Raw genomic sequence first — 24,759 nt, 5'->3', positions numbered from 1 at the left:
GAGCGGACGCTGCACGCCTGGACCGTGTTGGCGACGATTCCGTCGGTGGTGAGTTTCGTGGGTCGCCGCTGTGCTGTTCGACCTGGTCGCGTAGTGTTCCGACCCCTTCGCGCGCAGGGCCCGCCGGACCCCGCTCTGAATGAGCTTGCACAGTCGTGCATAATCATCACATGGCGGAGACCTCTGGTGGGCCCATGGTGCGGGTCGCGGTAGCTGGTGCGAGCGGGTACGCGGGCGGCGAAGTCCTGCGTCTGCTGCTGGGGCATCCGGCCTATCGAAGCGGGCGCCTCGAGATCGGGGCGCTGACCGCCGGATCCAATGCCGGAAGCCTGCTCGGCGAACTCCAGCCGCATCTGCTGCCCCTAGCGGACCGGGTGCTCGGGCCGACCACCCTGGACGAGCTGGCCGGACATGATGTGGTGTTCCTGGGCCTGCCGCATGGTCAGTCCGCGGCCATTGCCCAGGCGCTGCCCGAATCGACCGTCATCATCGACTGCGGGGCCGATTTCCGGCTCACCGACGGCGCGGCCTGGGAGAAGTACTACGGCACGCCCCATGCGGGCAGCTGGCCGTACGGTCTGCCCGAGCTGCCAGGGCAGCGGGAGAAACTGCGCGGGGCGACCCGGATCGCGGTGCCCGGCTGCTATCCGACGGTGTCGAGTCTCGCGCTGGCCCCGGCCATCGCGGCGGGAATCATCGAACCGAATGTGAATGTGGTTGCCGTGAGCGGCGCCTCGGGCGCGGGACGCAAGCTCGACGTGGGTCTGCTCGGCTCCGAGGTGATGGGTTCACTGCGGGCGTACAGCATCGCGGGCGCACACCGGCACACGCCCGAGATCGCCCAAAACCTGAAGGCCGCAGGCGGAGTCGATGTCGCGGTGTCCTTTACGCCCGTGCTGGCACCCCTGCCGCGTGGCATTCTCGCCACCTGCACCGCCCCGACGCGCGTGGATGCCGCCACGGCCCGCGCCGTCTACGAAAAAGCCTATGCCGATGAGCCTTTCGTGCACCTGCTGCCCGAAGGCGTACTGCCGCAGACCGGTTCGGTGCTGGGCTCCAATGCCGTCACCCTGCAGGTGGCCGTGGATACCGACGCCGGACTGCTGATTGTGATCGGCGCGATCGACAACCTTGCCAAGGGCACCGCCGGCGCGGCGGTGCAATCCATGAATCTGGCTCTCGGATTCGACGAGACCGCAGGACTTTCCACCGTAGGAGTGGCACCGTGACTTCATCCATCGACGGCAAGCTGGTCCGGACCCAGGGCATCACCGCGCCACTGGGCTTCCGCGCGGCCGGTATCACCGCGGGCATCAAGGTCAGCGGAAAGCCGGATCTGGCACTGGTTTTCAGTGAGGGGCCGGAGTATTCGGCGGCCGGGGTATTCACTCGCAACAAGGTGAAGGCCGCACCGGTGCTGTGGTCACAGCAGGTATTGAAGACCGGGCGACTGCGCGCGGTCATCCTGAATTCCGGTGGGGCCAATGCCTGTACGGGTCCGGGCGGATTCCAGGACACGCACACCACCGCGGAAGAGCTCGCGAAGGCGCTGAGCAACTGGGGCACCGAGACCGGGGCGGGCGAGATCGCGGTCTGCTCAACGGGTTTGATCGGCGACCGGCTGCCCATGGACAAGCTGCTGCCCGCCGTCACCGAGATCGTGCATGAGATGGGTGGCGGGCTGTCGGGTGGAGCCGAGGCCGCGCGGGCCATTATGACCACCGACACGGTGCCGAAAGAGGTTGCGTACCACCACAAGAACAAGTGGAACGTGGGCGGTATGGGCAAGGGTGCGGGCATGCTCGCACCGTCCCTGGCCACCATGCTGATCGTGCTCACCACCGATGCCGTGGCGACCCCGGCGCAGTTGGATGAGGCGCTGCGCAAGGCGACCGGGCTCACCTTCGACCGCCTCGATGTGGACGGCTCCTGCTCCACCAATGACACCGTGCTGCTGCTCGCCAATGGCGCGAGTGGTGTCGCACCCAGCCAGGATGAGCTCGATGCCGCCGTCTTCGCGGTCTGCGACGATCTGGCCGAACAGCTCATGGCCGATGCCGAAGGCGTCACCAAGCGGGTGCATATCACCGTGCGCGGCGCGGTCAGCGAGGACGAAGCCTTGATCGGCGCACGGGCTTTGGCGCGGGACAGCCTGGTCAAGACCGCGTTCTTCGGGTCGGATCCGAACTGGGGTCGCGTGCTCGCGAGCATCGGCATCGCGCCGATCGAGTTGGAGCAGGACAAGATTTCGGTGTCCTTCAATGGGCATCCGGTGTGTGTGAACGGTATGGGCGCGCCCGGGGCGCGCGATGTCGATCTGTCCGGCGCGGATATTCAGGTGCTCGTCGATCTCGGCCTGGGCGAAGGTGAAGCCACTATTCGCACCACCGACCTTTCGCACGGATACGTCGAAGAGAATTCGGCCTACAGCTCATGAGCTCGGTGCGGGAACAGCTTTCGGCCCTGGACAAGGCGCATGTGCTCGCCGACGCACTGCCGTGGCTGCAGAAATTCCGGGACAAGATCGTGGTCGTCAAATACGGCGGCAACGCCATGATCGACGACGAACTCAAGCAGGCGTTCGCCGCCGATATGGCATTCCTGCGGACCGTGGGCGTGCATCCTGTCGTCGTGCACGGCGGCGGGCCGCAGATCAGCGCCATGCTGAAAAAGCTTGGTCTGCAAGGGGAATTCCGTGGCGGCTTCCGTGTCACCACCCCCGAGGTGATGGATGTCGTGCGCATGGTGCTCTTCGGTCAGGTCGGCCGCGAGCTCGTCGGTTTGATCAACGCGCACGGCCCGTACGCGGTCGGCATCTCCGGTGAGGACGCGCGGCTGTTCACCGCCACCCGGCGCACCGTGACCGTCGATGGCACCGCCACCGATATCGGCCTGGTCGGCGATGTCACCGAGGTGAATCCCGACGCGGTACTGGATCTCATTGCGGCAGGGCGGATTCCGGTGGTCTCCACCATCGCGCCCGATGCCGACGGTGTGGTGCACAACATCAATGCCGATACCGCCGCCGCCGCGCTCGCACAGGGCATCGGCGCGGAGAAGCTCGTCATCCTCACCGATGTCGAGGGCCTGTACACGAATTGGCCGGACCGGTCCTCGCTGACCAGTCGCATCGACAGCGATGAACTGGCCAAGTTGCTGCCCAGCCTGGATGCGGGCATGGTCCCCAAAATGGAAGCCTGCTTGCGCGCCGTCGAAGGCGGTGTCCCGACCGCGCACGTCATCGATGGCCGGGTACCGCATTCGGTGCTGCTGGAGCTGTTCACCGGGGAGGGTATCGGCACCATGGTGACCCCCGCCCCGGGCAGCGAGAGTTCGAACGGAGTGGAGTCATGAGCACAGCCGACCTGCAGCAGCGGTGGAGTTCCGCGCTGATGAACAATTACGGCACCCCCAAGGTGGCGCTGGTGCGCGGCGCGGGCGCGGTCGTCTACGACGCCGACGGCAAGCGCTACCTCGACTTCCTCGGCGGGATCGCGGTCAACAGCCTCGGGCACGCGCATCCGGCGATTCTCGCCGCGGTCACCCAGCAGTTGGGCACGCTCGGGCATGTATCGAATCTGTATGCCAGCGAACCGGTTATCGAACTCGCCGAGCGGCTGCTCGCGCACTTCGGAGACGGGAACGGCAAGGCGTTCTTCTGCAATTCCGGGACCGAGGCCAATGAGGCCGCGTTCAAGATGGCGCGGTTGACCGGCAAGACCAAGATCGTCGCGTGTGAAGAGGCGTTCCACGGAAGGACCATGGGCGCACTGGCTTTGACGGGTCAGGCCGCCAAGCGCGCACCCTTCGAACCGATGCCCGCGGGCGTTGTCCATGTGCCCTACGGTGATTCGCTGGCTTTGGCCGCCGCCGTCGATACCGACACGGCCGCGGTGTTTCTCGAACCCATGATGGGGGAGAGCGGTGTCGTGGTGCCGCCCGCCGACTACCTGGCCAAGGCGCGCGCCATCACCAAACAGCAAGGCGCACTGCTGATCCTGGACGAGGTGCAGACGGGTATCGGGCGCACCGGGGCGTTCTACGCGCATCAGACGGCGGGCATCGTGCCCGATGTGATCACCCTCGCAAAGGGTCTCGGCGGTGGCCTGCCCATCGGCGCGGTTTTGGCGCAGGGCGCGGCCGCGGATCTACTGCAGCCGGGGATGCACGGGACCACCTTCGGTGGCAATCCAGTCTGTGCCGCAGCGGCTTTGGCGGTGCTGCGCACCATCGACGAGGAGGGCTTGCTCGCACATGTCGAGAAGGTCGGCAAGATGATCGCCGACGGTATCGACGCGCTCGACCACCCCCTGGTGGACCATGTGCGCGGTGCGGGCCTGCTCATCGGTATCCAGCTCACCGCCGATGTCTCCGCACAGGTCGACGAGGCCGCCCGCGAGAGCGGTTACCTGGTGAATCCCGCCAAGCCCAATGTGATCCGGCTGGCCCCGCCGCTGGTGCTCACCGAAACCCAGGCCGACAATTTCCTGTCCGACCTCCCCGGCATTCTCGATGCCGCGCAGGCCAAGGCGGAGAAGGAGCACACCAAGTGACCATTCGACACTTCCTGCGCGATGACGATGTGAGCCCCGCCGAACAGGCCGAAATCCTCTCCATCGCAGCGGATCTCAAGAAGGCTCCGCTGTCGCTGCGTCCCCTGGATGGTCCGCGCGGTGTGGCCGTCATGTTCGAGAAGAACTCCACCCGCACCCGCTTCTCCTTCGAAATGGGTATCGCCCAGCTCGGCGGGCACGCGGTGGTCGTCGACGGCCGCGACACCCAACTCGGCCGCGAGGAGACCCTCGCCGACACCGGGCGGGTGCTGTCCCGCTATGTGGACGCGATCGTCTGGCGCACCTTCGGTCAGGAGCGCCTGGACGAAATGGCCGGTGCCGCAACCGTTCCCGTGGTGAACGCGCTCTCCAATGAATTCCATCCCTGCCAGGTTCTGGCCGACCTGCAGACCCTGCGTGAGCGCAAGGGTGACCTCGCCGGTCGCAACCTCACCTACCTGGGTGACGGTGCGAACAATATGTCGCACTCGCTGCTGCTCGGTGGTGTCACGGCGGGCCTGAACGTAACCATCGCCGCCCCAGTGGGTTTCGAGCCGCTCCCGTGGATCGTCGACCTCGCGCAGAAGCGGGCCGCCGAAACCGGCGCGACAATCACCCTCACCAATGACCCGCAGTCCGCGGCCGAAGGTGCGGACGCCCTGGTCACCGATACCTGGATGTCCATGGGCCAGGAGGGCGACGGCCGCGACCGTGTGGCCCCCTTCCGTCCCTTCCAGGTGAACGCCGCCCTGCTCGCCCGCGCGGCCTCGGATGTGACTGTCCTGCACTGCCTTCCGGCGCACCGCGGCGAGGAGATCACCGACGAGGTGATCGACGGCCCGCACAGCGCGGTCTGGGACGAGGCCGAGAACCGCCTGCACGCCCAGAAGGCCCTGCTGGTCTGGCTCCTGCGTCAACACGCCAGAGGTGAGGCGTGACCAGCGGCGACCGCCGCTCTGCCGCAACGGTTTCCGGCAAATCGGGGGCGGCCATCGCCCGCACCCGAGCCGGCCGCCAAGCCAGAATCGTGGCCATCCTCTCCCAGCACGAGGTTCGCAGCCAATCCGAGTTGGCCGCCCTCCTCTCCGGCGAAGGAATCGACACCACCCAAGCCACTCTCTCCAGAGACCTGGATGAACTGGGCGCGGTCAAACTCCGTGCCGCCGACGGCGGAGCCGGGGTCTACGTAGTCCCCGAAGACGGCAGCCCCGTGAGGGGCGTAACCGGCGGCACCGAACGCCTCTCGAAACTGTTGGGCGACTTACTGGTTTCCACCGACGCCAGCGGCAACATAGCGGTCCTGCGCACCCCACCCGGCGCCGCCCACTTTCTCGCCAGCGCCCTGGACCGCGCCGCCCTCCCCGAAATCGTAGGCACCATCGCCGGCGACGACACCATCGCCGTCATAGCCCGCGAACCCGTCACCGGCGCCGAACTGGCCGCCAAAATAGAACACCTCGCCTAGCTCCGGCGATTCGGCGCCTCGAGGGGTGGTTATGGGCACGACCCCGGTGCCACCGCGCTCGCTGTCCGGGCGAGAGGAAGCCATTCTGCTGAAGGTTCTTTCGGGTGATGTCGAGGGGGCCGCTCGATTCCTGGGGCAAATCCCATTTGCGAAGGTGGTTGCAACATGGGGTGTCGGGTCGCCGAGCGTGGATTTGGAAGTGCTCGCGGGGGCTGAGGCGGTGCGGGGGATGGATGGCCTGTTGCCGGTCGGGGCGGAAGTTCGCGATCAGTCGGGGGAGTACATCGGCGAGATTCTGGTCTGGGTGGACGGGGGCTACCTGTCCGCAATCGAGTACGCGTGGGTGAGCGACGACCGCCCGACCGTGCTGCCCGATCCGGCCGCACTGACCGTGAGCCACTGACGAACGTGCGCCCATGGCGGTGACACGCCGTGGCTCACCGCCGTAAGTGCACACTCGCGGGGATATGCGGCGTGTTGGGGTGCGAAGTCTGATTGCCGGGGATCGTTGCTGGTGGGATGCCATAGGATGCTGCGCTGAAGGAGGGTGGCGTGGCTATCGGATCGGGTGGGGCATCGGGGCAGTTGGAAGTGCTTCCGGATGGTGTGCGGGCGTTCGGACGGCTTGCGTTTCGGATGGCTGAGGAGTTGCGGTCGGGGTCAACAACTCTCGATGGTGAGGTGGGGGAGTTGATGGACACCTGGAGGGGGGCGGCTGCCGGTTCCTATCGGAACGGGTGGGATGAGATGCAGCGGGGCGCCGTCGAGGTGTGGAATGCACTCTTCGATCTGGCCGCCAAGCTGGGCGTGACAGCGGATACCTACTGCGAAACGGACACCGACTTCGGTGCGGCAGTCAACTCGCTGGAGCTGCCGTGAGCGTCCCCGGCGAAGGTTATTCGGTCGACCTGTCCCGCCTCGATGAGGTGACAGCCCGCATCCGCGCATTCAAAGGCTTCGTCACCGACCACCTGGCCACACTCGACGACCAGGCCGAAGAACTGTCGGCCTCATGGTCGAGCGAAGCGGCGGCGGCCTACGACCTCGCACACCGCGAATGGTTAACGGGCGCAAAGGAAGTCCGCGACGGCCTGGAAGTACTGGAGTCCGCGGCCCGGACCGCCCACGGCAACTATCAGGCCGCGGTCACCGCCAACCTGCGCATGCTCGGTCTGTGAGATGAGCCTTTCGAGCGCGCGGTGGTTGCCATGGTGAACGTCGACTTCGGGGCCTATTATGCAGTCGGCAGAGTCTGTTTCGGACTTAATGAGGCACTGCAAACCGCGTTTCTCGCCGAAACAAGGGCCATGGCCGATTGCGGCGCGATGGCCGGAGTCGATGAAACCGGTGCCGCCTGGGGCCGGAAATATGATCTCCGCGCCGCCGAGGTTCTCACCATGGTCTCCGACCTCGGCAATGGCCTGCAGAAACTCGGCAATGTGATCGTGCGGGCGGGCTACAACCACTACCTCGCCGACTACGACAGCATTCTCGACTCCACCGTCCCACCCGCGGCAATGCCCGCAAGCCCAACTCCCGCCTGTCTCTACTACGGCAGCACACCCGCTGCGGGCGGCCCCAGCAACGGGCTTCGCGAAGCGGCGGACTCGCTGATTCGCTTGGCCGACAAAGTCGGAATCGACATCCCCGACGGCAACACCGACAAACTGCAGACCGCCGCCGACGCCTGGACCCGCCTGCAAACCGCCCACACCGCCGAACTGGCCTCGGTCCTGAAAAACGCTGCGGCCGTGATGAACCGCAATGACGTCGAAGACGCCCACGAGTTCACCCGCAGACTCCTCGACCTGCAAGCCGCCATCGACGACATCCTCAACGCCTGCGGCGAACTAGCCCAACTCTGCACCTCCCAAAAATCCGACCTAGACCACCTCCGCGGCGAACTCCTGCACGGCATCCTCGTCGAACTCTCCTGGGCCGTAGCGGGCGAACTGACCATCGCCATAGCCTCCGCCTGGTTCACCTTCGGCATCACCGCCGTAGTCATGACCGGCGCAACCGCCGCCACCGTCACCCGCTACGCCCTCCGCATCACCGAAGCAGTCCGAGGCTGGCGCGACGCAATCGCCACCGCCCGAGCCCGCTTCGCTCTCCGCGACCTCAGCAGATCCCGCAGATCGGTCGACGAAGCGAACCGGCTTCAACTCGAGGGCGTCAAGCCGTCAGCGCAGCCCAAACCCCTTGTAGCGCAACTAAGTCTGCGAGAGGAGCTGGATGCGGCGGCTACCTGGCCCCGTGGCAACCTTCCTACCCAGGGTGGTCCACCCAATGGATATCTTGCCAAGCGAGATCCGCAGGGAAATATCACGCACTACTCGTATTACGATGCCGATGGAGTGGCGACAAAGCGTGTGGATCTGACCGGCAAGGCGCATCTCGACAAGGCGACAGGTCAATATATCCCCCCGCCGCATGTCGTCGATGTGCAGCGGAATGTTAATCCGGCCACTGGTGAAATTTTCGGTCACCCTCCACAACAGTGTCAGACCTGCTCTCCCAGAGGAGATTCCATAGTGAGAGACAATTCGAAGGACGCCGGTCTCCAGGTCGCGCTGGATTCCTCGCGGAGCCCTGATGCGATGATCAGGCTTGCGGAGATTCCGAAGCTGGGTGCGTATATCGAATATCCGGAGGCTCGAATGCGGCTCCAGGAGTTGATGGACGATGACATCGTCACCGTCGAGGTGGATGCGGCGGAAGTGCTTATACGAGTTGGCGGACAATCCGGATTGCTGGCGGTGCTCGAGGTGCTGGGACGGCGTGAAGATGATCCGGATGTCGACTACATCGCCTACATGCTGCAGAACCTCGACTCCGGCGGCGAGCTGCCTGTCCTGGCCATAGCGTCGTCCATCGAAAACGAGAAGTTTTCGGACATGGCAAGGGTGGGCCTCGCGAATCTGCGACAACTGATCGGCAGGTGATCGAGGTGTCGTAGGAGTCTTTGCGGGACAGCGCATTCCAGTCGATGTCGAGGTGGTGGGTGGTGGGAATGAGTGTCATGGGAGCCGGGCCTTGGGATTCCGAGTTGGGTGTTGCGCTCGATCTGTCGAGTGGTGAGTCGGTTGTGCACTTATGGCGGAGATATGTCGGGTTTGCCGCCGTGAGTGCACGGTCGTGGGTGGGTGGGGGTGCGTGAGGATTGGGGTTGTGCCTGAATGGACTTATCGGCCGCTGCGGGCGGCGGCGAATTCGGTGTTGGGGGAGCGGCGGGCTCGGGTGGGGGCGCTGCGGTTCCTGGCAGGGGTGATTTCGCTGCCGGGTGGGGGTGCGGCGGTCAAGCGGGTGTTCGAGAGTCGCCGTCATGATGCTCGGCCTCTGGGGCCGGCGGCGTGGTGAGACCTGGGTCTGGTGGACCCTGTTCGGTGCCGCCACCGCGGGCTCGGCGAGTGCCCTGGCTATTCACTTCTTCATCCATTACATGGCCTTCATCCACCTCCTTCCGGTGTATTTCGGCACTGCACTGCTGGCGACCGCACTAACCCTGAGCAGGCCATACCTCTTCGCGCACCCCCGGTTATGAATGGGATTGCATCATCGTGCATAATCATTTGCAGGACGCCGGGGGAACCGACCTACACGTACTAATCGAGGAGCACACGGACTATGACCAAGCGCGTCGTACTCGCCTACTCCGGCGGGCTGGACACCTCAGTCGCGATCAGCTGGATCGCCAAGGAGACCGGGGCCGAGGTGGTCGCGGTCGCGATCGACCTGGGTCAGGGCGGCGAGGACATGAACGATGTGCGCCAGCGCGCGCTCGACTGCGGTGCGGTCGAGTCCATCGTGGTGGACGCGCGCGACGAGTTCGCCAATGAGTACTGCCTGCCCACCATCCAGTCGAACGCGCTGTACATGGGCCGCTACCCGCTGGTGTCCGCGATCTCCCGGCCGCTGATTGTCAAGCACCTGGTCGAGGCCGCCGAATACCATGGCGCGGACACGGTTTCGCACGGTTGCACCGGTAAGGGCAACGACCAGGTCCGCTTCGAGGTCGGCATCGGCGCCCTCGCCCCCGACCTGAAGGTCATCGCCCCGGTCCGCGACTACGCCTGGACCCGTGAGAAGGCCATCGAGTTCGCGGCCGAGAACAAGCTGCCGATCAATGTCTCCAAGAAGTCGCCGTTCTCCATCGACCAGAACCTGTGGGGCCGCGCGGTGGAAACCGGCTTCCTCGAGGATCTCTGGAATGCCCCGACCAAGGACGTCTACGACTACACCGTCGACCCGACCGTCAACTTCGAGGCCCCCGACGAGCTCATTGTCACCTTCGACAAGGGTGTCCCGGTCGCCATCGACGGCCGCCCGGTCAGCATGCTCGAGGCCATCACCGAGCTGAACCAGCGCGCGGGCCGTCAGGGCGTCGGCCGACTGGACATGGTCGAGGACCGTCTCGTCGGCATCAAGAGCCGCGAGATCTACGAGGCCCCGGGCGCCATCGCCCTCATTACCGCGCACCAGGAGATGGAAGCGGTCACCGTCGAGCGCGAGCTGGGCCGCTACAAGCGGCAGGTCGAGCAGCGCTGGGGCGAGCTGGTCTACGACGGCCTGTGGTTCTCCCCGCTCAAGCGCGCCCTGGACGCCTTCGTGCAGGACACCCAGCAGCATGTCTCCGGCGATGTCCGGATGGTGCTGCACGGCGGCAGCGTGGTCGTGAACGGCCGCCGCTCGGACGAGTCGCTGTACGACTTCAACCTGGCCACCTACGACGCGGGCGACACCTTCGACCAGTCCCTGGCCAAGGGCTTCGTGCAGATCCACGGCCTGTCCTCCAAGGTCGCGGCGCGTCGGGATCTCAGCAAGAAGTAGTAGCCTGCGACCGGGACTCGACCGGCCTGAGGAGGCGTCCATGCGAACCGATGACGACAGCTGGGACATCACGGAGAGTGTGGGCGCCACCGCCCTCGGCGTCGCCGCCATGCGGGCCTACGAAACCCGTCGCGACGACGCCGTCTTCCAGGATCCGTACGCGGAGAAACTGGTCGAAGCGGTCGGCTCGGAGAACTGGTCCGCCATGCTGCGCGGGAACCGGGAGAACCTCCGCGAAGCGGGCGGCTCGTACATCAACGGTGTGATGGGCAACTTCCTGGTGGCCCGCACCCTGTACTTCGACAGGTACTTCGCCGACGCCATCGAGGTTGGCATCCGGCAGTTCGTCATCCTGGCCTCCGGGCTGGACGCTCGCGCCTACCGGGTGGAATTCCCTTCCGGCAGTACGGTTTTCGAACTGGATCTGCCGAAGGTGCTGGAGTTCAAGGCCAATGCGCTGGTCGATGAGACGCCGGCGGCGGATCGCCGCGAAGTACCCATCGATCTGCGTCAGGACTGGCCGAAAGCCTTGCTCGACAAGGGATTCGACCGGACCCGGCCCACGGCCTGGCTGGCCGAGGGACTGCTCCGCTACCTCCCGGGCGATGCCCAGGATCGACTGCTGGAGCATGTCGCCGAACTCAGCGCCCCCGGCAGCCGGATGGCACTGAATATCGGTACCGGCGAGCGCGCGCTCTCCGACGAATTCCGTAAGCGTCGCGCGGAAGCGCTGGCGCAGAACGGAATTCGTGTCGACCTGGAACAGCTCTGGTATCCGTGGGAGGGTCGCACCGACCCGCGCACCTGGTTCGCCATGCGCAGCTGGCTGGTGCGGGAGGGTGATCCGGTCGCCCTGCTGGAAGAGCGCGGCCGTACCGTCCCCGAGGCGGCACTACCCGATATGCGCACACACATTCTGATGACCGCGATACGACCGCGAGGAGACGACACGCTATGACCGAGGGCAGCAGCACGAACGAGGGCGCGCTGTGGGGCGGACGATTCGCGTCCGGTCCGGCCGCGGCAATGGCCGCGCTGAGCAAGTCGACCCACTTCGACTGGGTGCTCGCGCCATACGACATCCGCGCGTCGAAAGCCCATGCGCGCGTGCTGCACAAGGCGGGGTTGCTCTCGGCGAGCGACCTGGAAGCCATGCTCGTCGGCCTCGATCAGCTGGCCGCCGATGTGGCCTCGGGCGCCTACGGTCCCGCCGAATCCGATGAGGATGTGCACGGTGCGCTCGAACGCGGTCTGATCGAACGCGTCGGCACCGAGCTCGGTGGTCGCCTGCGCGCCGGTCGTTCGCGTAATGATCAGGTGGCCACCCTGTTCCGCATGTGGCTGCGCGATGGCGTGCGCCGCGTCGCCGCCGGTGTCCTCGAGGTGGTCGACGCCCTCGTCGCACAGGCCGCCGCGCATCCGGATGCCGTCATGCCGGGCAAGACGCATCTGCAGGCCGCGCAGCCGGTGCTGCTCGCGCATCATCTGCTCGCGCACGCGCATCCGCTGCTGCGCGATATCGACCGCCTGCGCGATTGGGACAAGCGCGCCGCCATCTCCCCGTACGGTTCGGGCGCACTCGCCGGTTCCTCCCTGGGCCTGGATCCCGAGGCTATCGCCGCCGATCTGGATTTCGATGCGGCAGCGGCCAATTCGATCGACGCCACCTCCTCACGCGATTTCGCCGCCGAGGCCGCGTTCGTACTGGCCATGACCGCGGTCGACCTCTCCCGCATGGCGGAGGAGGTAATCATCTGGAGCACACCGGAATTCGGCTACATCATCCTGGCCGATGCCTGGTCCACCGGCTCCTCGATCATGCCGCAGAAGAAGAACCCGGATGTCTCGGAGCTGACCCGCGGCAAGGCCGGACGTCTGATCGGCAATCTCACCGGCCTGCTCGCCACGTTGAAGGCCCAGCCCCTCGCCTACAACCGTGACCTGCAGGAAGACAAGGAACCGGTCTTCGATTCGGTCGCACAGCTCGAGCTGCTGCTCCCCGCCATCGCGGGCCTGGTCTCCACCCTCACCTTCCACACCGATCGCATGGCCGAGCTGGCCCCCGCCGGTTTCACCCTCGCCACCGATATCGCCGAATGGCTTGTCCGCCAGGGTGTTCCATTCCGCGTCGCGCACGAAGCAGCCGGCGGCTGCGTCCGCGCCGCCGAAGCCCGCGGCGTCGGCCTGGACGAACTCACCAACGAGGAATTCGCCGCCGTCGATCCCGCCCTGACCCCCCAGGTCCGCGAAGTCCTCACCGTCGCAGGCTCCATCGCCTCCCGCAACGCCCGCGGCGGCACCGCCGGCGTCCAGGTCGCCAAGCAACTCGAAGAGGTCCGCTCCACCGCGGCCGAACAGCGCACCTGGCTGGCCTGACCAGCCGAAACCTGTGAGCTGACTTCTCATTCTCCGGACACGGCGCTTGCAGTAGATATAACGTCCGTGTTATGAATTGGGGAGAGGTGGAACTGGAGCAGGAGATAGACGAGTGGTTCGACTTGCTCGACCAGGAGACTGCGGCCTTCTATGTCGACCTGCTTGCGCAGCTGGGCGTACTCCTAGGTGAGCCCTATACCCGTCAGCTACAGGGCAAACTGCGCGAACTCCGATTCCATCTCTCACGTGACGCGGTGCGAATCAGTTACTGGATCGCACCTGGCAGGCGCATCATCCTGTTGACGACGTTCCGGAAACAACGGATGCGTGAGAAGGCCGAGGTCGAGCGAGCGGTGCGAGCGATGAACCGTTGCATCGCCGAGGCTCATACCGTGGAGGAGGATCAGATCCATGGGTGAACGTAAGAGCTGGGCCGACAAGCGTGCCGAGGTAATGAGTCGTCCCGGGGCCGGGGTGGCGTACGAATCCGCGCGAATTCGATTCGAACTGGGTGCGGCCGTGCGGTTTCGGCGTGAGGAACTCGGGCTCACACAGGCGGAGTTGGCAACTCGGACCGGGTTGAAGCAGCCTGCGGTGGCGCGCTTCGAAGCGGGTGGCACGATGCCCACGATTCCCATGCTCGAACGATTCGCGGAAGCCCTCGAACTGCGGCTCAGCGTTAGATTCGACCCACTGCGGGAAGCTGGCTGAGAGCGCCGGTTACGCTCCGGCAATGACTTTGCTGCTACTCGGATTGGCCATTGCCTGTGAAGTGACCGCGACCGTGTCGCTGAAGATCTCCGACGGGTTCAGCAAGCTGGTGCCGTCGGTCATTGTGGTGATCGGGTATGGGGCGGCGTTCTATTTCCTGTCGCAGGTGTTGAAGCGGGGGATGGCGATCGGGGTCGCGTACGGGATCTGGTCGGCGGTGGGTGTGGTCGCGGTATCGGTGATCGGGGCGTTGTTCCTGGACGAGAAGTTGACCCTCGTCCAGGTGGGTGGGATCGGGTTGGTGATCGCCGGGGTGCTGGCGCTGGAACTCGGTGGGGCGCACTGAGATTCGGCTGCGGGGTCAATCCTCCACGCGCAGTACGTATCCCGCTTCGGAGAGGGCATCGAGGACCTCGTCGCGGTGGGTGGGACCGCGGGTTTCCAGGGTGAGCATGACCTCGACCTCATCGATGGCGAGCCAAGCGCCGGTACGGGAATGGACCACATCCAGCACGTTCACGCCGGTGCGGCCGAGCTCGGCCAGGAGACGGCCCAGGCTACCCGGGCGGTCGGAGATGGTGACCCGGGCCGCCAGGTAGCGGCCCGCCGCGCTCAGGCCGTGACCGATGACGCGAGTCAGCAGCAGTGGGTCGATATTTCCGCCGGAGAGTATGGCGCACACCGGACCTCGCAGATCCAGCTCGTCGAGATCGCAGGCCATGAGCGCGGCGACGGCGGCGGCTCCCGCCGGTTCCACGATCAACTTGGCGCGTTCCATACACAGCAACAGCGCTTTGGAGAGCGCGTCCTCATCGACGGTGACAATGGCCGGTGCGCATTCGATGATATGCCCGAATGGCACCTCACCCGGCAGCCCCACGGCGATACCGTCGGCCATGGTCGTCATCTGTTCCAGGCGTATGGGTTTCCCGGCCTCGATCGATACCGGCCAGGCGGCCGCACCCTGCGCCTGCACGCCGATCACTCGCACCTGCGGTGCCAATTGCCTCAGCGCACCGGCGATTCCGGCGAGCAGTCCGCCGCCACCGGTCGGCACGATCACGGTGCCCACCTCGGGCAGCTGTTCTAGAATCTCGAGCGCGACCGTGCCCTGTCCGGCCACGATATCGGGATGGTCGAACGGGTGTACCAGCGTCGCCCCGGTCTGCTCGGCGAATTCCCTTGCGGCGGCGAGTGATTCCTCGATGGTTTCGCCGACCTGATGCACGGTCGCCCCATATGCCTTGGTGGCCACCAGTTTCGGCAGGGCCGCGCCGACCGGCATGAACACCGTCGATTCGATACCGAGCGAGGTCGCCGACCAGGCCACGCCCTGCGCGTGATTACCCGCGCTGGCCGCCACCACCCCGCGCCGTCGTTCGGCCTCGGGCAGATTCGCGATCCGGTTGTACGCACCGCGGGGCTTGAACGATCCGGTGCGCTGCAAGTTCTCGCATTTGAGCCACACCTCATGCCCGGTGTGTTCGGCCAGTACCCGCGAGGCCACCACCGGGGTCCGGCGAATCACCGGTGCCAGCAGGGTGGTCGCCGCGTCGATCCGTGCGATCAGGTCCATGGCGGCCATGCTGCCAGGCGATAGCCGAACTGTCGCGATTGCCGCCACGTCACGCGCTCGGCTCTCCGCCGGTCCGATGTGAAGGCTGCGACTTTTCCTGACTGTGACACGACCGACCGAGAAAGTGAACACGGGAAACATAGCGTGGCGCTATGCCCCCACGCCGACGCTCCGCCCTGCTGGCCACCCTGGTGGTCGACCAACCGGGTCGCCCGCAGATCATTCTCGGTGAATTGCGCCGGGTCATCCTGGATGGCGCGGCCCCGCCCGGCACCGTGATCCCGCTGCGCGAGATCGCGGAACTCTTCGGCGTCAGCCACATTCCGGTGCGCGAGGCACTCAAAACCCTGATCGGGGAGGGCCTGGTCACCCATGAACAGCACGCCGGATACACGGTGGCCCAGCTGACCGCCGCCGAACTGCGCGAAATGTATGTGGTGCGACAGACTTTGGAGGAGGCGGCGCTGGCCTTGGCCGCGGTGAACGCCTGCGCCGCTGATCGCGCCGCCCTGGTCGCGGCGAATGACCTGTTGGAGAAGGCGATTCACGAGGACGATGCGGTGGCCTACCACCGGCATTCGCGCACCTTCCATCTCGCGCTCACCAGGCCCTCGCGCATGTTCCGGCTGGTACATATGCTGGAGGCGGCCTGGAATGTCACCGAACCCGTGCAGCCCATGGTCCATGCCTCACAGGCGGATCGCGAACGCCTGCACGGTGATCACAACCTCATGCTGGACGCATTCCTGGACCGGGATGTGGACCGGCTGCTCGCGATCGCCCGGCGGCATCACCATCGCCTGGAGCAGGTGATCTCCACCCTGCCGACCGACACCGGCCTGCTGATTCCCCAGGAAGATATATCAATCCCGCAATGAACGGGCAATAGTGGTGCAACGGAGGGGCAATAGCCGCTTCCTACTTTGGTCCGACCATTGCTCTTCCGGATCGGATGCACCATGACCGATATCGTCACCCCTGCCGCGGCGGACTCACCGCCTGCGACCGCACCAGTCTACGACCCCGCCCTCACCAATGAGGACCTGGCCCCACTGCGCGAACAACGTTGGGGCTCTTACCATATCTTCGCCTTCTGGATGTCGGACGTGCACAGTGTCGGCGGTTATGTCACCGCTGGCAGTCTGTTCGCGCTCGGCCTCGCCGGTTGGCAGGTGCTCGCGGCCCTGCTCATCGGCATCACGATCGTATATTTCCTGTGTAATCTCGTCGCCGCGCCCAGCCAGAGCGCCGGTGTGCCGTATCCGGTCATGTGCCGCAGCGCTTTCGGCGTGCGCGGCGCGAATATTCCGGCCATTATTCGCGGTTTGATCGCGGTGGCCTGGTACGGCATTCAGACCTATCTGGCCTCGGCGGCGCTGATAGTCGTTGCGGTGAAACTCTTTCCGAGCCTGGCCCCGTACGCGGTCGCCGACGACTACGGATTCCTGGGCCTGTCCCTGCTTGGCTGGGGCGCGTACCTGGTGCTGTGGGTGGTGCAGGCGGCGGTGTTCTGGCAGGGCATGGAGTCCATTCGCCGGTTCATCGACTTCTGCGGTCCCGCGGTGTATGTCGTGATGTTCGCGCTCTGCGGCTACCTGCTCTACAAAGCGGGCTGGGGTTCGATCGACCTGCAGCTCGGCTCGGTGAAGTACCACGGCTGGGATGCCCTGCCGGTGATCCTGGGCGCGATTGCCCTTGTGGTGTCGTACTTCTGCGGTCCCATGCTGAATTTCGGTGACTTCTCCCGCTACGCCAAGTCGATGCAGGCGGTCAAGCGCGGCAATCTGCTCGGGCTGCCGGTGAACTTCCTGGCCTTCTCGCTGCTGGTGGTGATCACCGCGTCGCTGACGATTCCGGTCTACGGCGAACTCATCACCGATCCGGTGGAGACGGTCTCGCGCATCGATTCGACGTTCGCGATCGTGTTGGGCGCGTTGACATTCACCATTGCGACGGTCGGCATTAATATCGTCGCCAACTTCATCTCCCCGGCCTTCGACTTCTCGCATGTGAGCCCGCAGAAGATCAGCTGGCGGATGGGCGGCATGATCGCCGCGGTCGGCTCGATCATCATTACGCCGTGGAACCTGTACAACAATCCGGAGGTCATCCATTACACCCTCGAGGTGCTCGGTGCCTTCATCGGCCCGCTGTTCGGCGTCCTGATCGCGGACTACTACCTGATCCGCAATCGCACCATCGTCGTCGATGATCTGTTCACCCTGTCGCCCACCGGAAGCTACTGGTACAGAAAGGGTTTCAACCCGGTCGCGGTCATCGCCACCGTGGTCGGCGCGGCCGCCGCGGTCTTCCCGGTACTCGCCAAGGATCTCACCGGCATGTACGCCGCCGCCCAATACAGCTGGTTCATCGGATGCGGGCTCGCGCTGGTGATTTACTACGCGCTCGCCAAACGTGCCGAAACTGTGGTGGCGGTTACATAATCCGCGCGAATTGGCGTATTAAAGCCCACACGCTCTAAATATGCTTTTTCGAAGCGGAATTAGTAGCGTGATCGGTATGCAGCTTTCCCGGTTCACCGATCTCGGACTGCGCGCCCTCATGCGGCTGGCGGTCAGTGATGACGCCGCGGAACGAGTGACCGTCAAACTCGTTGCGCGGCAGGTGAATGCCTCCGAGCACTATGTGGCCAAGGCGGTCGCCCGGCTTGCCGAACTCGGATATGTGGAGTCGCTGCGTGGCCGCACCGGCGGGATTTTCCTCACCTCTGCCGGGCGGTCCACCACCATCGGGCGCATTGTTCGCGAACTCGAAGGCGATGGCGAAGTCATCGAATGCCTGGGTGTGAATCCTTGCCCGCTGGCGAGTGCCTGCCGTTTGCGCGGCATTCTCGCCGAGGCCCAGCGGGCGTTCTATACCGAGCTCGATCGCTACACCCTCGCCGACCTGGTGGACCGGCGGACCGTGGAACTGCTGCATCTGCCGGTCTTTCCGGCGGCGGTACTGATCGACTAGGAGACACCATGACCATCACGCAGGATGCGGCGTACGAGATTCCGGAGCTGGAAGCCGAGTACGCCGAGCTGATCCGGGCGACGCTCCCGCTGGTCGGGGCGCATATCGATGAGATCACCGCGCTGTTCTATCGCAAGCTGTTCAGCGCGCATCCGGAGTTGCTGCGGAACCGCTTCAACCGCGGTAATCAGACCCGGGGTGCGCAGCAGCGGGCCCTGGCGGCATCGATTGCCACTTTCGCCACCCATCTGGTCGATCCGGCGCTACCGCATCCGCGAGAGTTGTTGTCCCGCATCGGACATAAGCACGCCTCGCTCGGCGTCACCGCGGACGAGTACCACATTGTGCACGAGCATCTGTTCGCGGCGATTGTCGAGGTACTGGGTGCGGAGACGGTGACCGCCGAGGTCGCGGCGGCGTGGGATCGGGTCTACTGGCTGATGGCGACCACGCTCATCGATCTGGAGGCCAAGCTCTATGCCGGCGCCGGGGTCGCGCCCGGCGAGGTATTCCGGGATACCCGCGTGGTCCAGCGCATCGACGATCCCTCCGGCGCGGCCACTTTCGTCGTGGAGTCGGCCGACCCGGCCCAGCCGCTACCGGATTTCCTGCCCGGACAATATATTTCGGTCGGCGCGGACCTGCCCGACGGCGCTCGCCAGCTGCGCCAGTACAGCCTGATCAACAGCCCGGGCGCGCACCGATTGGCCTTCACCGTGCGCCGGTTGGTCGCGGCCGACGGCAAGCCGAAGGGTGAGGTCTCGTCCTGGCTGCACGAAACCGTCGGTGTGGGAGACCTTTTGACGATCACGCTGCCCTTCGGTGATCTCACCATCGACCCGGATGCCGGCACGCCGCTGGTGCTGATCTCCGCCGGGATCGGCGCCACCCCGATGGTGGGAATTCTCGAGTATCTCGTCGCGACGGCGAGCGAGCGCCGAACCCTGGTCCTGCACGCGGATCATTCGGAGCTCGCCCACCCACTCCGTGAACGGGTCGCCGATCTGGTTGCGGCCCTGGGCGATTCGGACTTCCGCGCCTGGTATCAGACCTCGGGCCACGGCCGGATGGAGCTCGCCCAGGTGGAGCTGCCGCAGGACGCCGACTTCTACCTGTGCGGTGGAAACAACTTCCTGCAGAGCGTTCGCGGTCAGCTCATGGCCGCCGGAATCCCGAGCGGCAGAGTGCATTTCGAACTCTTCGCACCCAATGATTGGCTGCTGGCACCCGCGTAGTCAGGGGCGGTTGCGGTCGGCGATATCGAGGACCTGGGCGAGCCACGGGGTGTAACCGGTGGGGACGGCGGTCATGGCGGTGCGCAGTTCTTCGATGCTCACCCACATGGTCTCGGCGACCTCGGCCGGATTCGGTTCGGGCGCGGCGGTTCCGATGCGGCCGAGCACGACATGGTCGAATTCGTGCTCGACGCGGCCGGTGGCCGGATCGGCGGCCTGATAGCTGAAGGTGCCGGCCTCGGTCAGGTCGGCGGTGAGGCCCATTTCCTCGCGCAGGCGCTTGGCCGCGGCCTCGATCACCGATTGCCCGGGTGCGGGATGCCCGCAGCAGGTGTTGGTCCACAGCAGCGGGAACCGTGTTTTGATGCCCGCGCGCTGCTGCAGCAGCACCTGTCCGCTGTCGTCGAAGAGCAGTACCGAGAACGCCCGGTGCAGCTGTCCGGGCGCGGTGTGGGCCGCCGCCACCGCCAGCGATCCGGTCGCGCGACCCTGCACGTCCACCAGCTCGACGAGCAGGGTTTCGCGATCGACCGCCGCCGCGGCGTCGGGGGTGTCGAGAGTGTCGGTCACCGTTCTACCTTATCGGCGGCGATCAACAGGTATTGGAAGCTGCCCTCCTTGTACGAGTTCAGGAAGGGTTTTTCCACGCCGGTGGCCAGCTCGGAGTGGGTGCGCAGCTCCCAGTACGGGATGGTGTCGGGCGTCAGATCGGTGACCGAGACCGGCACCAGATTGTTCGCGGCCATGGCCTTGAAGTACTCGCTGCGCGGATGGATATTGCAGCCGTAGTGCGCGTCGATCCAACTCACCGAGGCCGAGCGCGCACCGAACACATCATTGGAGCAGCCGGTGATGCAGACGTACCGCCCGCCCGGCTCCAGCAGTCGGGAGAACTCGGCGAAGAGTTCGAAAAGGTCCACGTACATGGTGGTTTCATTGGTCCAGATGCCACGTTTGGAGCCGGTGTCGAAACCGGTGTCGAGCATATTCTTGAAATGGAACCGCACCTTGTCGGTGACGCCGCGCTCGTGCGCCTGCTCATTGGCGAATCCGGCCTGGTACTCGGAGATGGTGACACCGTCCATCCGGCAACCGAAGCGCTGATTGGCCATGAAGCTGGTGCCGCCGCGTCCGGAGCCGCCGTCCATGAGGCTGTCTCCCGGGCGCACATCGCCGAGATGATCGAGCAGCAGATCGGCCTGCGCGGTTTCGAGGCGGTGCAGCTCCTGCACCAGGCGTTTCTGGCGGGTGTCCTCGGGGCCTTCGAGCACGGAGAGGTCGGGCGCGCCGATGCCGTAGTGATGGTGGTAGAGCCCGTCCACCTCGCCGAGCACGGTATTCACGCGATCATCGTTCGGATTGTTGTTCCAATAGGCGGCGACCGACTTCTGGTAGTCGGTGCGTAAGACCTCGGTCTGGGGGTGCAACGCGGTCATGATAATCGTCCTCTCGCTTGATCGATGCCGATGCAGGGGCGAAAACCGTGTAGCTCAGTTACTTTCGTTGTAGCGGCGGCTGCCGGCGTGCCAGGCGCGGTTTCCGCCCATCCAGGCCCACAGTCCGCCGAGGAAGCGGCGCAGTTCGGGGGAGCCGGTGGCGGCGAGTGCCCCCGCCTCGGCCTCGAAGCGGTGTACCAGTTCGTCGTGCACGTCGGCGGTGCGCTGTACCGCCTCCGAGCGCGAGCACTTCTCCTCGGCCGCGAGCACCGTGGGGAGGTTGAATTCCCTTCCACCGGAGAGGTCTTCACGCGCCATCGAGTAGAGATCGTTCACCATCTGACTGGCCAGCGCCGCGGTGGTGACCACCCGCCGCACCCGTGGATCGGTGTACTCGGCCGCGGGCAGTTCATAGCCGCCGACCGCGTCGATGGGTGCCATGCACGGCAGGAAGCTGTGTGGCTGGCGATTGAGCAGGTACTCCCAGACCGGTGGCATCCGCCCGGCCCCGCGCCAGCCCGCCTCCGCGCCGAGTGCGATGAACCAGCCCGCGATCTCGGTGCGCAGCCGGGCGACCTGGGCGGGGGAGGCGAAGCGCGACAGGTGTTCGAAGGAGGTACGGAAGGCCCGCAGAATCGGGTCACTCTGCATGGCCGCCTCCACCGAAACCTGGTACCGCACCGGCAGATGCGCCGGATCCATTGCCGCGGCGGCCAATTCGAGCCGGGGCCCCAATTCCGCCGCGGCGCTGGAGTGCGAACCGTCCGGTGCGATATCGCTGGCGTCCTCCTCGCAGTAGTAGTCGTCCACCGACCACTCCGAGACGGCGCACTTGGCCACGGCCAGCAGCCGGTCCGCATCATCGCAATCCGGATGCGCGAGCATGATCAACCGCCCGAAATCCGCCTTGCGGAGTTCGTCCAGGCGGCCCTCGTACAGTCCGATCTCCTTGGCCCAGGCCAGGATTCCGACATTCACCGCCGCACCCAGCTCCGGATTGTCACGCACCGGCGGTGGGCAGTACAGCGGTGGAATCGCCTGGCCGGCCTTGCGCTCCCGCCGCACCGTGGTGGTGCCGATTCCGCTGGGGCCGTGGGTAATCGCTCGTGTGGCAACGCCCGCGGTGTCGGAGGCCGCCGGCGGGGCAACCGGGGTGGATGTCTCCGGGGGAGCGGTCGCGGGGGCAGCCGCGACCGCTGAACCGGATGACGCTGTTCGCCGGGCGGCCGACAGAGCTCCGAGTCCGCTGGGGCCCTGCGGTATTCGCCCGCCGCCGGCCGGTTGGGCCGGTCCGGCGGATTTCGGTGCCGCCCGTGGTGTGGTGGGCGGCGTGGGCACCCGCCCGGCGCTGTTCGCGCGGGGCACGGGGCGAAGTGGCTGTCCCACACCGGGGGTCGGTGGTGCGGGCCGCAGGGCGGGCACCGCGCCACCGGCGGGTGTGACCGGATGGGTCGCCTGCTCGGCGACGCCCGCGATCGCCTCGGCGGCGGGCAGATTCACCAGTAGGCTCGCGGACCCCAACCCCATGGGACCGAGTAGCCGCTTGGGCGGCAGATGCGTCTCGGCCGCATCCGATTCACCCAAGCGTGGATCATCCAGTGCGCCTTGGCTTTCCGGTGTCTCCGGAAATGCCAGCCGGGACGGCGCGTTCGGATCGAAGGATTTCAGCAGGGCGGCGACGGCCGCCGCCACCTCGTGGGTGGCGGGCGGCGCGGCGGCGCGGGACAGCACCGACATGGTCCGCCCCGATCAGTCGGACTGACGGGCGACCAGCACATTGTCGAGAATGCCGAGCGCGTCGGGGACCAGGACGGCGGCCGAGTAGTAGCAGCTGACCAGGTACGAGATGATCGACTGGTCGTCGATGCCCTTGAACCGCACATTCAGGCTGGGTTCGTACTCGTCCGGAATTCCGGTCTGGTGCAGGCCGATGACGCCCTGATCCTTCTCACCGGTGCGCATGGCCATGATGGACGTGGTCTGGGTATCGCTCACCGGGATCTTCCCGCACGGGAAGATCGGCACGCCGCGCCATGCGGGCACGCGATGGCCGTCCACCTCCACCGGATCCGGGTAGATGCCGCGCTTACTGCATTCGCGGCCGAACGCGGCGATCGCTTTCGGGTGTGCCAGAAAGAGTTTCGTGCTGCGCCGCATGCTGAGCAGTTCGTCCATATCGTCCGGGGTCGGCGGGCCGGACTCGGTGTAGATGCGCTGCTTGAGATCGCAATTATTGAGCAGCCCGAAGTCGGGATTGTTCACCAGGTCGTATTCGCGGCGCTCGTACATGGCCTCGATGGTCAGGCGCAACTGCTGTTCGATCTGATCCATCGGATCGTTGAACAGATCGGCGACGCGGGTGTGCACCCGCAATACGCTCTGGCCCAGGCTGAGTTCGTATTCGCGGGGCTGATCGTCGTAGTCGACGAAGGTGCCGTCGAGCAGGGGCTCACCGGAGTGACCGGAGGCGACCACGATCTCGGCCTCGCCGTACTTGTTCTGTGGTGCCGCGGGCAGGCTGGCCACCGCGGCCAAATGCTCTCGCAGGGCGGGGATTTGATCATTGAGCTGATCGAGGGACTGGCGGGTGAGCACCAGCATGGTGGTGGGTGTGACGGTCTTGATGGTGACCGGCCAGATGGCGGCCGGATCGACGAGGGTCTCATCGCCGTAGTGGTCGCCGCCGGCGAGCATGCCGAGCTTGGTGGTCTCACCGTATTCGCCGGTGCCCATCTTGCTCAGCTTGCCGTGCACGATCAGCAGCACCTGATCCATCGGATTGCCGAATTCGGCAACTACGGTGCCGGGCGGCAGATCTCGCTGTTCGAAGCGCTGCGAGACGGTGGACAACACCTCTTCGTCGTCGAAGCCGCGCAGCTGCGGCAGCTCCTGCAGTTCGAGTGGAATGACCCGGGCGTGCGGGCCATTGATGATGAACTCGACTTCACCATTTCCGACGGTGTGGGTGAGGCGGCGATTGACGCGGTAGACACCACCCTTGACCGGGGTCCACGGCAGGTTGCGGGTCAGCCAGCGGGAGCTGATGCCCTGCATCTGGGGTTCGGATTTGGTGGTGTGCGCCAGCTGACTGGCGGCGGAGGTGCTGAGGGTTTTGCGCTGGTGGTTGTCGGTCTGGAGGGGCATTTCAATGGTCATGCTGCGGTCCTCACCTCGAAGGGCCACCGCGCGGTGCAGGCGGTGGAATCCACGGCGATAGAGCAGGCCGGGTAAGGGCCTGCGGAAACTAGACATGTGAGTGAAAAGACAAGCGCGACAGTGCGTTCCAGCGATATCGATCGTAGGGCGCCAGGTCACGGATGCGCAGCGAAATGCATAAACATGATGTCTGTTGCATTGCTATCGCCGGAGTGTCGCGGCTTCGCGCCCTCGCAATCGTGCGTTCGCAGGCGTTTCGATGAAGTATTCGACCAGCGTGCTGACCGGCCGGGCGCCCCGGATGATCTCGGTATTCGCAGCTTCACAAAAATAGCTGAACCGACCGGGCTGTTCGTAATATTCGCCGCGCCCGGAGGTGTGCTCGCATGGTGCTGATCACAGCGCCCACGCGATAGGGTGGCTCTATGGCAAGCTCATCAGGACG

The 24,759-nt window shown here is 65.6% G+C and carries 27 protein-coding genes; 22 read left to right on the top strand and 5 right to left on the bottom strand.

Translation table 11 applies throughout. The features are described from left to right. The first annotated feature begins 170 nt into the window (after positions 1-170). The 18 genes from argC (at position 171) to GFY24_RS20905 (ending at position 14,281) form a co-directional block, all read left to right on the top strand. A complete protein-coding gene (gene argC / locus GFY24_RS20985) occupies positions 171-1,229 on the top strand; it encodes an N-acetyl-gamma-glutamyl-phosphate reductase (protein ID WP_153806780.1) in 1,059 nt (352 codons plus the stop codon). After that, positions 1,184-2,437 (top strand): bifunctional glutamate N-acetyltransferase/amino-acid acetyltransferase ArgJ, encoded by a 1,254-nt coding sequence (gene argJ, locus GFY24_RS20980; protein ID WP_375336078.1) that lies wholly within the window; start codon positions 1,184-1,186, stop codon positions 2,435-2,437. Before argC ends, argJ begins: the two co-directional genes overlap by 46 nt. Continuing rightward, positions 2,434-3,354 (top strand): acetylglutamate kinase, encoded by a 921-nt coding sequence (gene argB / locus GFY24_RS20975; RefSeq protein ID WP_153806779.1) that lies wholly within the window; start codon positions 2,434-2,436, stop codon positions 3,352-3,354. The genes argJ and argB overlap by 4 nt, the downstream gene beginning before the upstream one ends. Then, on the top strand, positions 3,351-4,553 hold the full coding sequence (locus GFY24_RS20970; RefSeq protein WP_153806778.1) for an acetylornithine transaminase: 1,203 nt from the start codon (positions 3,351-3,353) through the stop codon (positions 4,551-4,553). The genes argB and GFY24_RS20970 overlap by 4 nt, the downstream gene beginning before the upstream one ends. Further along, complete coding sequence (gene argF / locus GFY24_RS20965; RefSeq protein ID WP_309231124.1) at positions 4,550-5,491, top strand: ornithine carbamoyltransferase; 942 nt, start codon at positions 4,550-4,552, stop codon at positions 5,489-5,491. Before GFY24_RS20970 ends, argF begins: the two co-directional genes overlap by 4 nt. Continuing rightward, positions 5,488-6,018: an arginine repressor gene (locus GFY24_RS20960; RefSeq protein ID WP_309231123.1), complete on the top strand. Its 531-nt coding sequence runs from the start codon at positions 5,488-5,490 to the stop codon at positions 6,016-6,018. Before argF ends, GFY24_RS20960 begins: the two co-directional genes overlap by 4 nt. A 187-nt stretch (positions 6,019-6,205) precedes the next feature. Beyond that, positions 6,206-6,421, top strand: coding sequence for a hypothetical protein (locus GFY24_RS42155; protein ID WP_228566516.1), 216 nt, complete (start codon positions 6,206-6,208; stop codon positions 6,419-6,421). A gap of 149 nt (positions 6,422-6,570) precedes the next feature. Next, on the top strand, positions 6,571-6,897 hold the full coding sequence (locus GFY24_RS20950; RefSeq protein WP_309231122.1) for a WXG100 family type VII secretion target: 327 nt from the start codon (positions 6,571-6,573) through the stop codon (positions 6,895-6,897). After that, positions 6,894-7,196 carry a WXG100 family type VII secretion target gene (locus GFY24_RS20945; RefSeq protein WP_309231121.1) on the top strand — a complete coding sequence of 101 codons (303 nt, stop codon included), beginning with the start codon at positions 6,894-6,896 and terminating at the stop codon, positions 7,194-7,196. The genes GFY24_RS20950 and GFY24_RS20945 overlap by 4 nt, the downstream gene beginning before the upstream one ends. A 129-nt stretch (positions 7,197-7,325) precedes the next feature. After that, entirely contained in the window at positions 7,326-8,963 is a 1,638-nt protein-coding gene (locus GFY24_RS20940; RefSeq protein ID WP_194852954.1) for a polymorphic toxin type 24 domain-containing protein, read from the top strand. A 226-nt stretch (positions 8,964-9,189) separates the two neighbouring features. Beyond that, a complete protein-coding gene (locus tag GFY24_RS41160; RefSeq protein ID WP_194852953.1) occupies positions 9,190-9,378 on the top strand; it encodes a hypothetical protein in 189 nt (62 codons plus the stop codon). Next, positions 9,344-9,562 (top strand): hypothetical protein, encoded by a 219-nt coding sequence (locus GFY24_RS20935; protein WP_153806775.1) that lies wholly within the window; start codon positions 9,344-9,346, stop codon positions 9,560-9,562. The genes GFY24_RS41160 and GFY24_RS20935 overlap by 35 nt, the downstream gene beginning before the upstream one ends. 83 nt (positions 9,563-9,645) lie before the next feature. After that, on the top strand, positions 9,646-10,848 hold the full coding sequence (locus GFY24_RS20930; RefSeq protein WP_153806774.1) for an argininosuccinate synthase: 1,203 nt from the start codon (positions 9,646-9,648) through the stop codon (positions 10,846-10,848). A gap of 40 nt (positions 10,849-10,888) precedes the next feature. After that, entirely contained in the window at positions 10,889-11,806 is a 918-nt protein-coding gene (locus GFY24_RS20925) for an SAM-dependent methyltransferase (protein WP_153806773.1), read from the top strand. Next, the gene (gene argH, locus GFY24_RS20920; RefSeq protein ID WP_153806772.1) at positions 11,803-13,224 is read left to right on the top strand and encodes an argininosuccinate lyase; all 1,422 of its coding nucleotides are present in this window, start codon (positions 11,803-11,805) and stop codon (positions 13,222-13,224) included. Before GFY24_RS20925 ends, argH begins: the two co-directional genes overlap by 4 nt. Positions 13,225-13,295: 71 nt before the next feature. Then, complete coding sequence (locus GFY24_RS20915) at positions 13,296-13,643, top strand: type II toxin-antitoxin system RelE/ParE family toxin (protein ID WP_153806771.1); 348 nt, start codon at positions 13,296-13,298, stop codon at positions 13,641-13,643. Next, complete coding sequence (locus tag GFY24_RS20910) at positions 13,636-13,935, top strand: helix-turn-helix domain-containing protein (protein WP_153806770.1); 300 nt, start codon at positions 13,636-13,638, stop codon at positions 13,933-13,935. The genes GFY24_RS20915 and GFY24_RS20910 overlap by 8 nt, the downstream gene beginning before the upstream one ends. A gap of 22 nt (positions 13,936-13,957) precedes the next feature. Further along, entirely contained in the window at positions 13,958-14,281 is a 324-nt protein-coding gene (locus GFY24_RS20905) for a multidrug efflux SMR transporter (RefSeq protein ID WP_153806769.1), read from the top strand. A 15-nt stretch (positions 14,282-14,296) separates the two neighbouring features. On the opposite strand, the gene ilvA is transcribed toward GFY24_RS20905, so the two are convergent. Beyond that, entirely contained in the window at positions 14,297-15,511 is a 1,215-nt protein-coding gene (gene ilvA / locus GFY24_RS20900) for a threonine ammonia-lyase (protein ID WP_153806768.1), read from the bottom strand. A gap of 152 nt (positions 15,512-15,663) precedes the next feature. Between ilvA and GFY24_RS20895 the strand changes: the two genes are divergently transcribed. The 4 genes from GFY24_RS20895 to GFY24_RS20880 all read left to right on the top strand — a co-directional run bounded on the left by GFY24_RS20895 (position 15,664) and on the right by GFY24_RS20880 (position 19,722). Next, positions 15,664-16,389 (top strand): GntR family transcriptional regulator, encoded by a 726-nt coding sequence (locus GFY24_RS20895; protein ID WP_153806767.1) that lies wholly within the window; start codon positions 15,664-15,666, stop codon positions 16,387-16,389. Positions 16,390-16,470: 81 nt separating this feature from the next. Further along, positions 16,471-17,955 carry an NCS1 family nucleobase:cation symporter-1 gene (locus GFY24_RS20890; RefSeq protein ID WP_153806766.1) on the top strand — a complete coding sequence of 495 codons (1,485 nt, stop codon included), beginning with the start codon at positions 16,471-16,473 and terminating at the stop codon, positions 17,953-17,955. A 76-nt stretch (positions 17,956-18,031) separates the two neighbouring features. Then, positions 18,032-18,487 (top strand): Rrf2 family transcriptional regulator, encoded by a 456-nt coding sequence (locus GFY24_RS20885; protein WP_153806765.1) that lies wholly within the window; start codon positions 18,032-18,034, stop codon positions 18,485-18,487. 8 nt (positions 18,488-18,495) lie between these two features. Next, positions 18,496-19,722 carry a globin domain-containing protein gene (locus tag GFY24_RS20880; RefSeq protein ID WP_153806764.1) on the top strand — a complete coding sequence of 409 codons (1,227 nt, stop codon included), beginning with the start codon at positions 18,496-18,498 and terminating at the stop codon, positions 19,720-19,722. Here GFY24_RS20880 and idi read toward each other — a convergent pair whose 3' ends face one another. The 4 genes from idi to GFY24_RS20860 are packed head-to-tail and all read right to left on the bottom strand — an operon-like array spanning position 19,723 to position 24,314. Next, the gene (gene idi, locus GFY24_RS20875) at positions 19,723-20,292 is read right to left on the bottom strand and encodes an isopentenyl-diphosphate Delta-isomerase (protein WP_309231120.1); all 570 of its coding nucleotides are present in this window, start codon (positions 20,290-20,292) and stop codon (positions 19,723-19,725) included. It abuts the gene before it with no gap. Further along, on the bottom strand, positions 20,289-21,158 hold the full coding sequence (locus tag GFY24_RS20870; RefSeq protein ID WP_153806763.1) for a geranyl diphosphate 2-C-methyltransferase: 870 nt from the start codon (positions 21,156-21,158) through the stop codon (positions 20,289-20,291). Before GFY24_RS20870 ends, idi begins: the two co-directional genes overlap by 4 nt. Positions 21,159-21,212: 54 nt before the next feature. After that, positions 21,213-22,895 carry a family 2 encapsulin nanocompartment cargo protein terpene cyclase gene (locus GFY24_RS20865; protein ID WP_228566515.1) on the bottom strand — a complete coding sequence of 561 codons (1,683 nt, stop codon included), beginning with the start codon at positions 22,893-22,895 and terminating at the stop codon, positions 21,213-21,215. Between the two features lie 12 nt (positions 22,896-22,907). Beyond that, positions 22,908-24,314 carry a family 2B encapsulin nanocompartment shell protein gene (locus GFY24_RS20860; protein WP_153806762.1) on the bottom strand — a complete coding sequence of 469 codons (1,407 nt, stop codon included), beginning with the start codon at positions 24,312-24,314 and terminating at the stop codon, positions 22,908-22,910. Positions 24,315-24,759: the final 445 nt, after the last annotated feature.

Source organism: Nocardia sp. SYP-A9097 (assembly GCF_009649815.1).
Lineage (GTDB): Bacteria > Actinomycetota > Actinomycetes > Mycobacteriales > Mycobacteriaceae > Nocardia.
The sequence above is the reverse complement of the archived record's forward strand: the minus strand, read 5'-3'. Positions and strand labels throughout refer to the sequence as shown.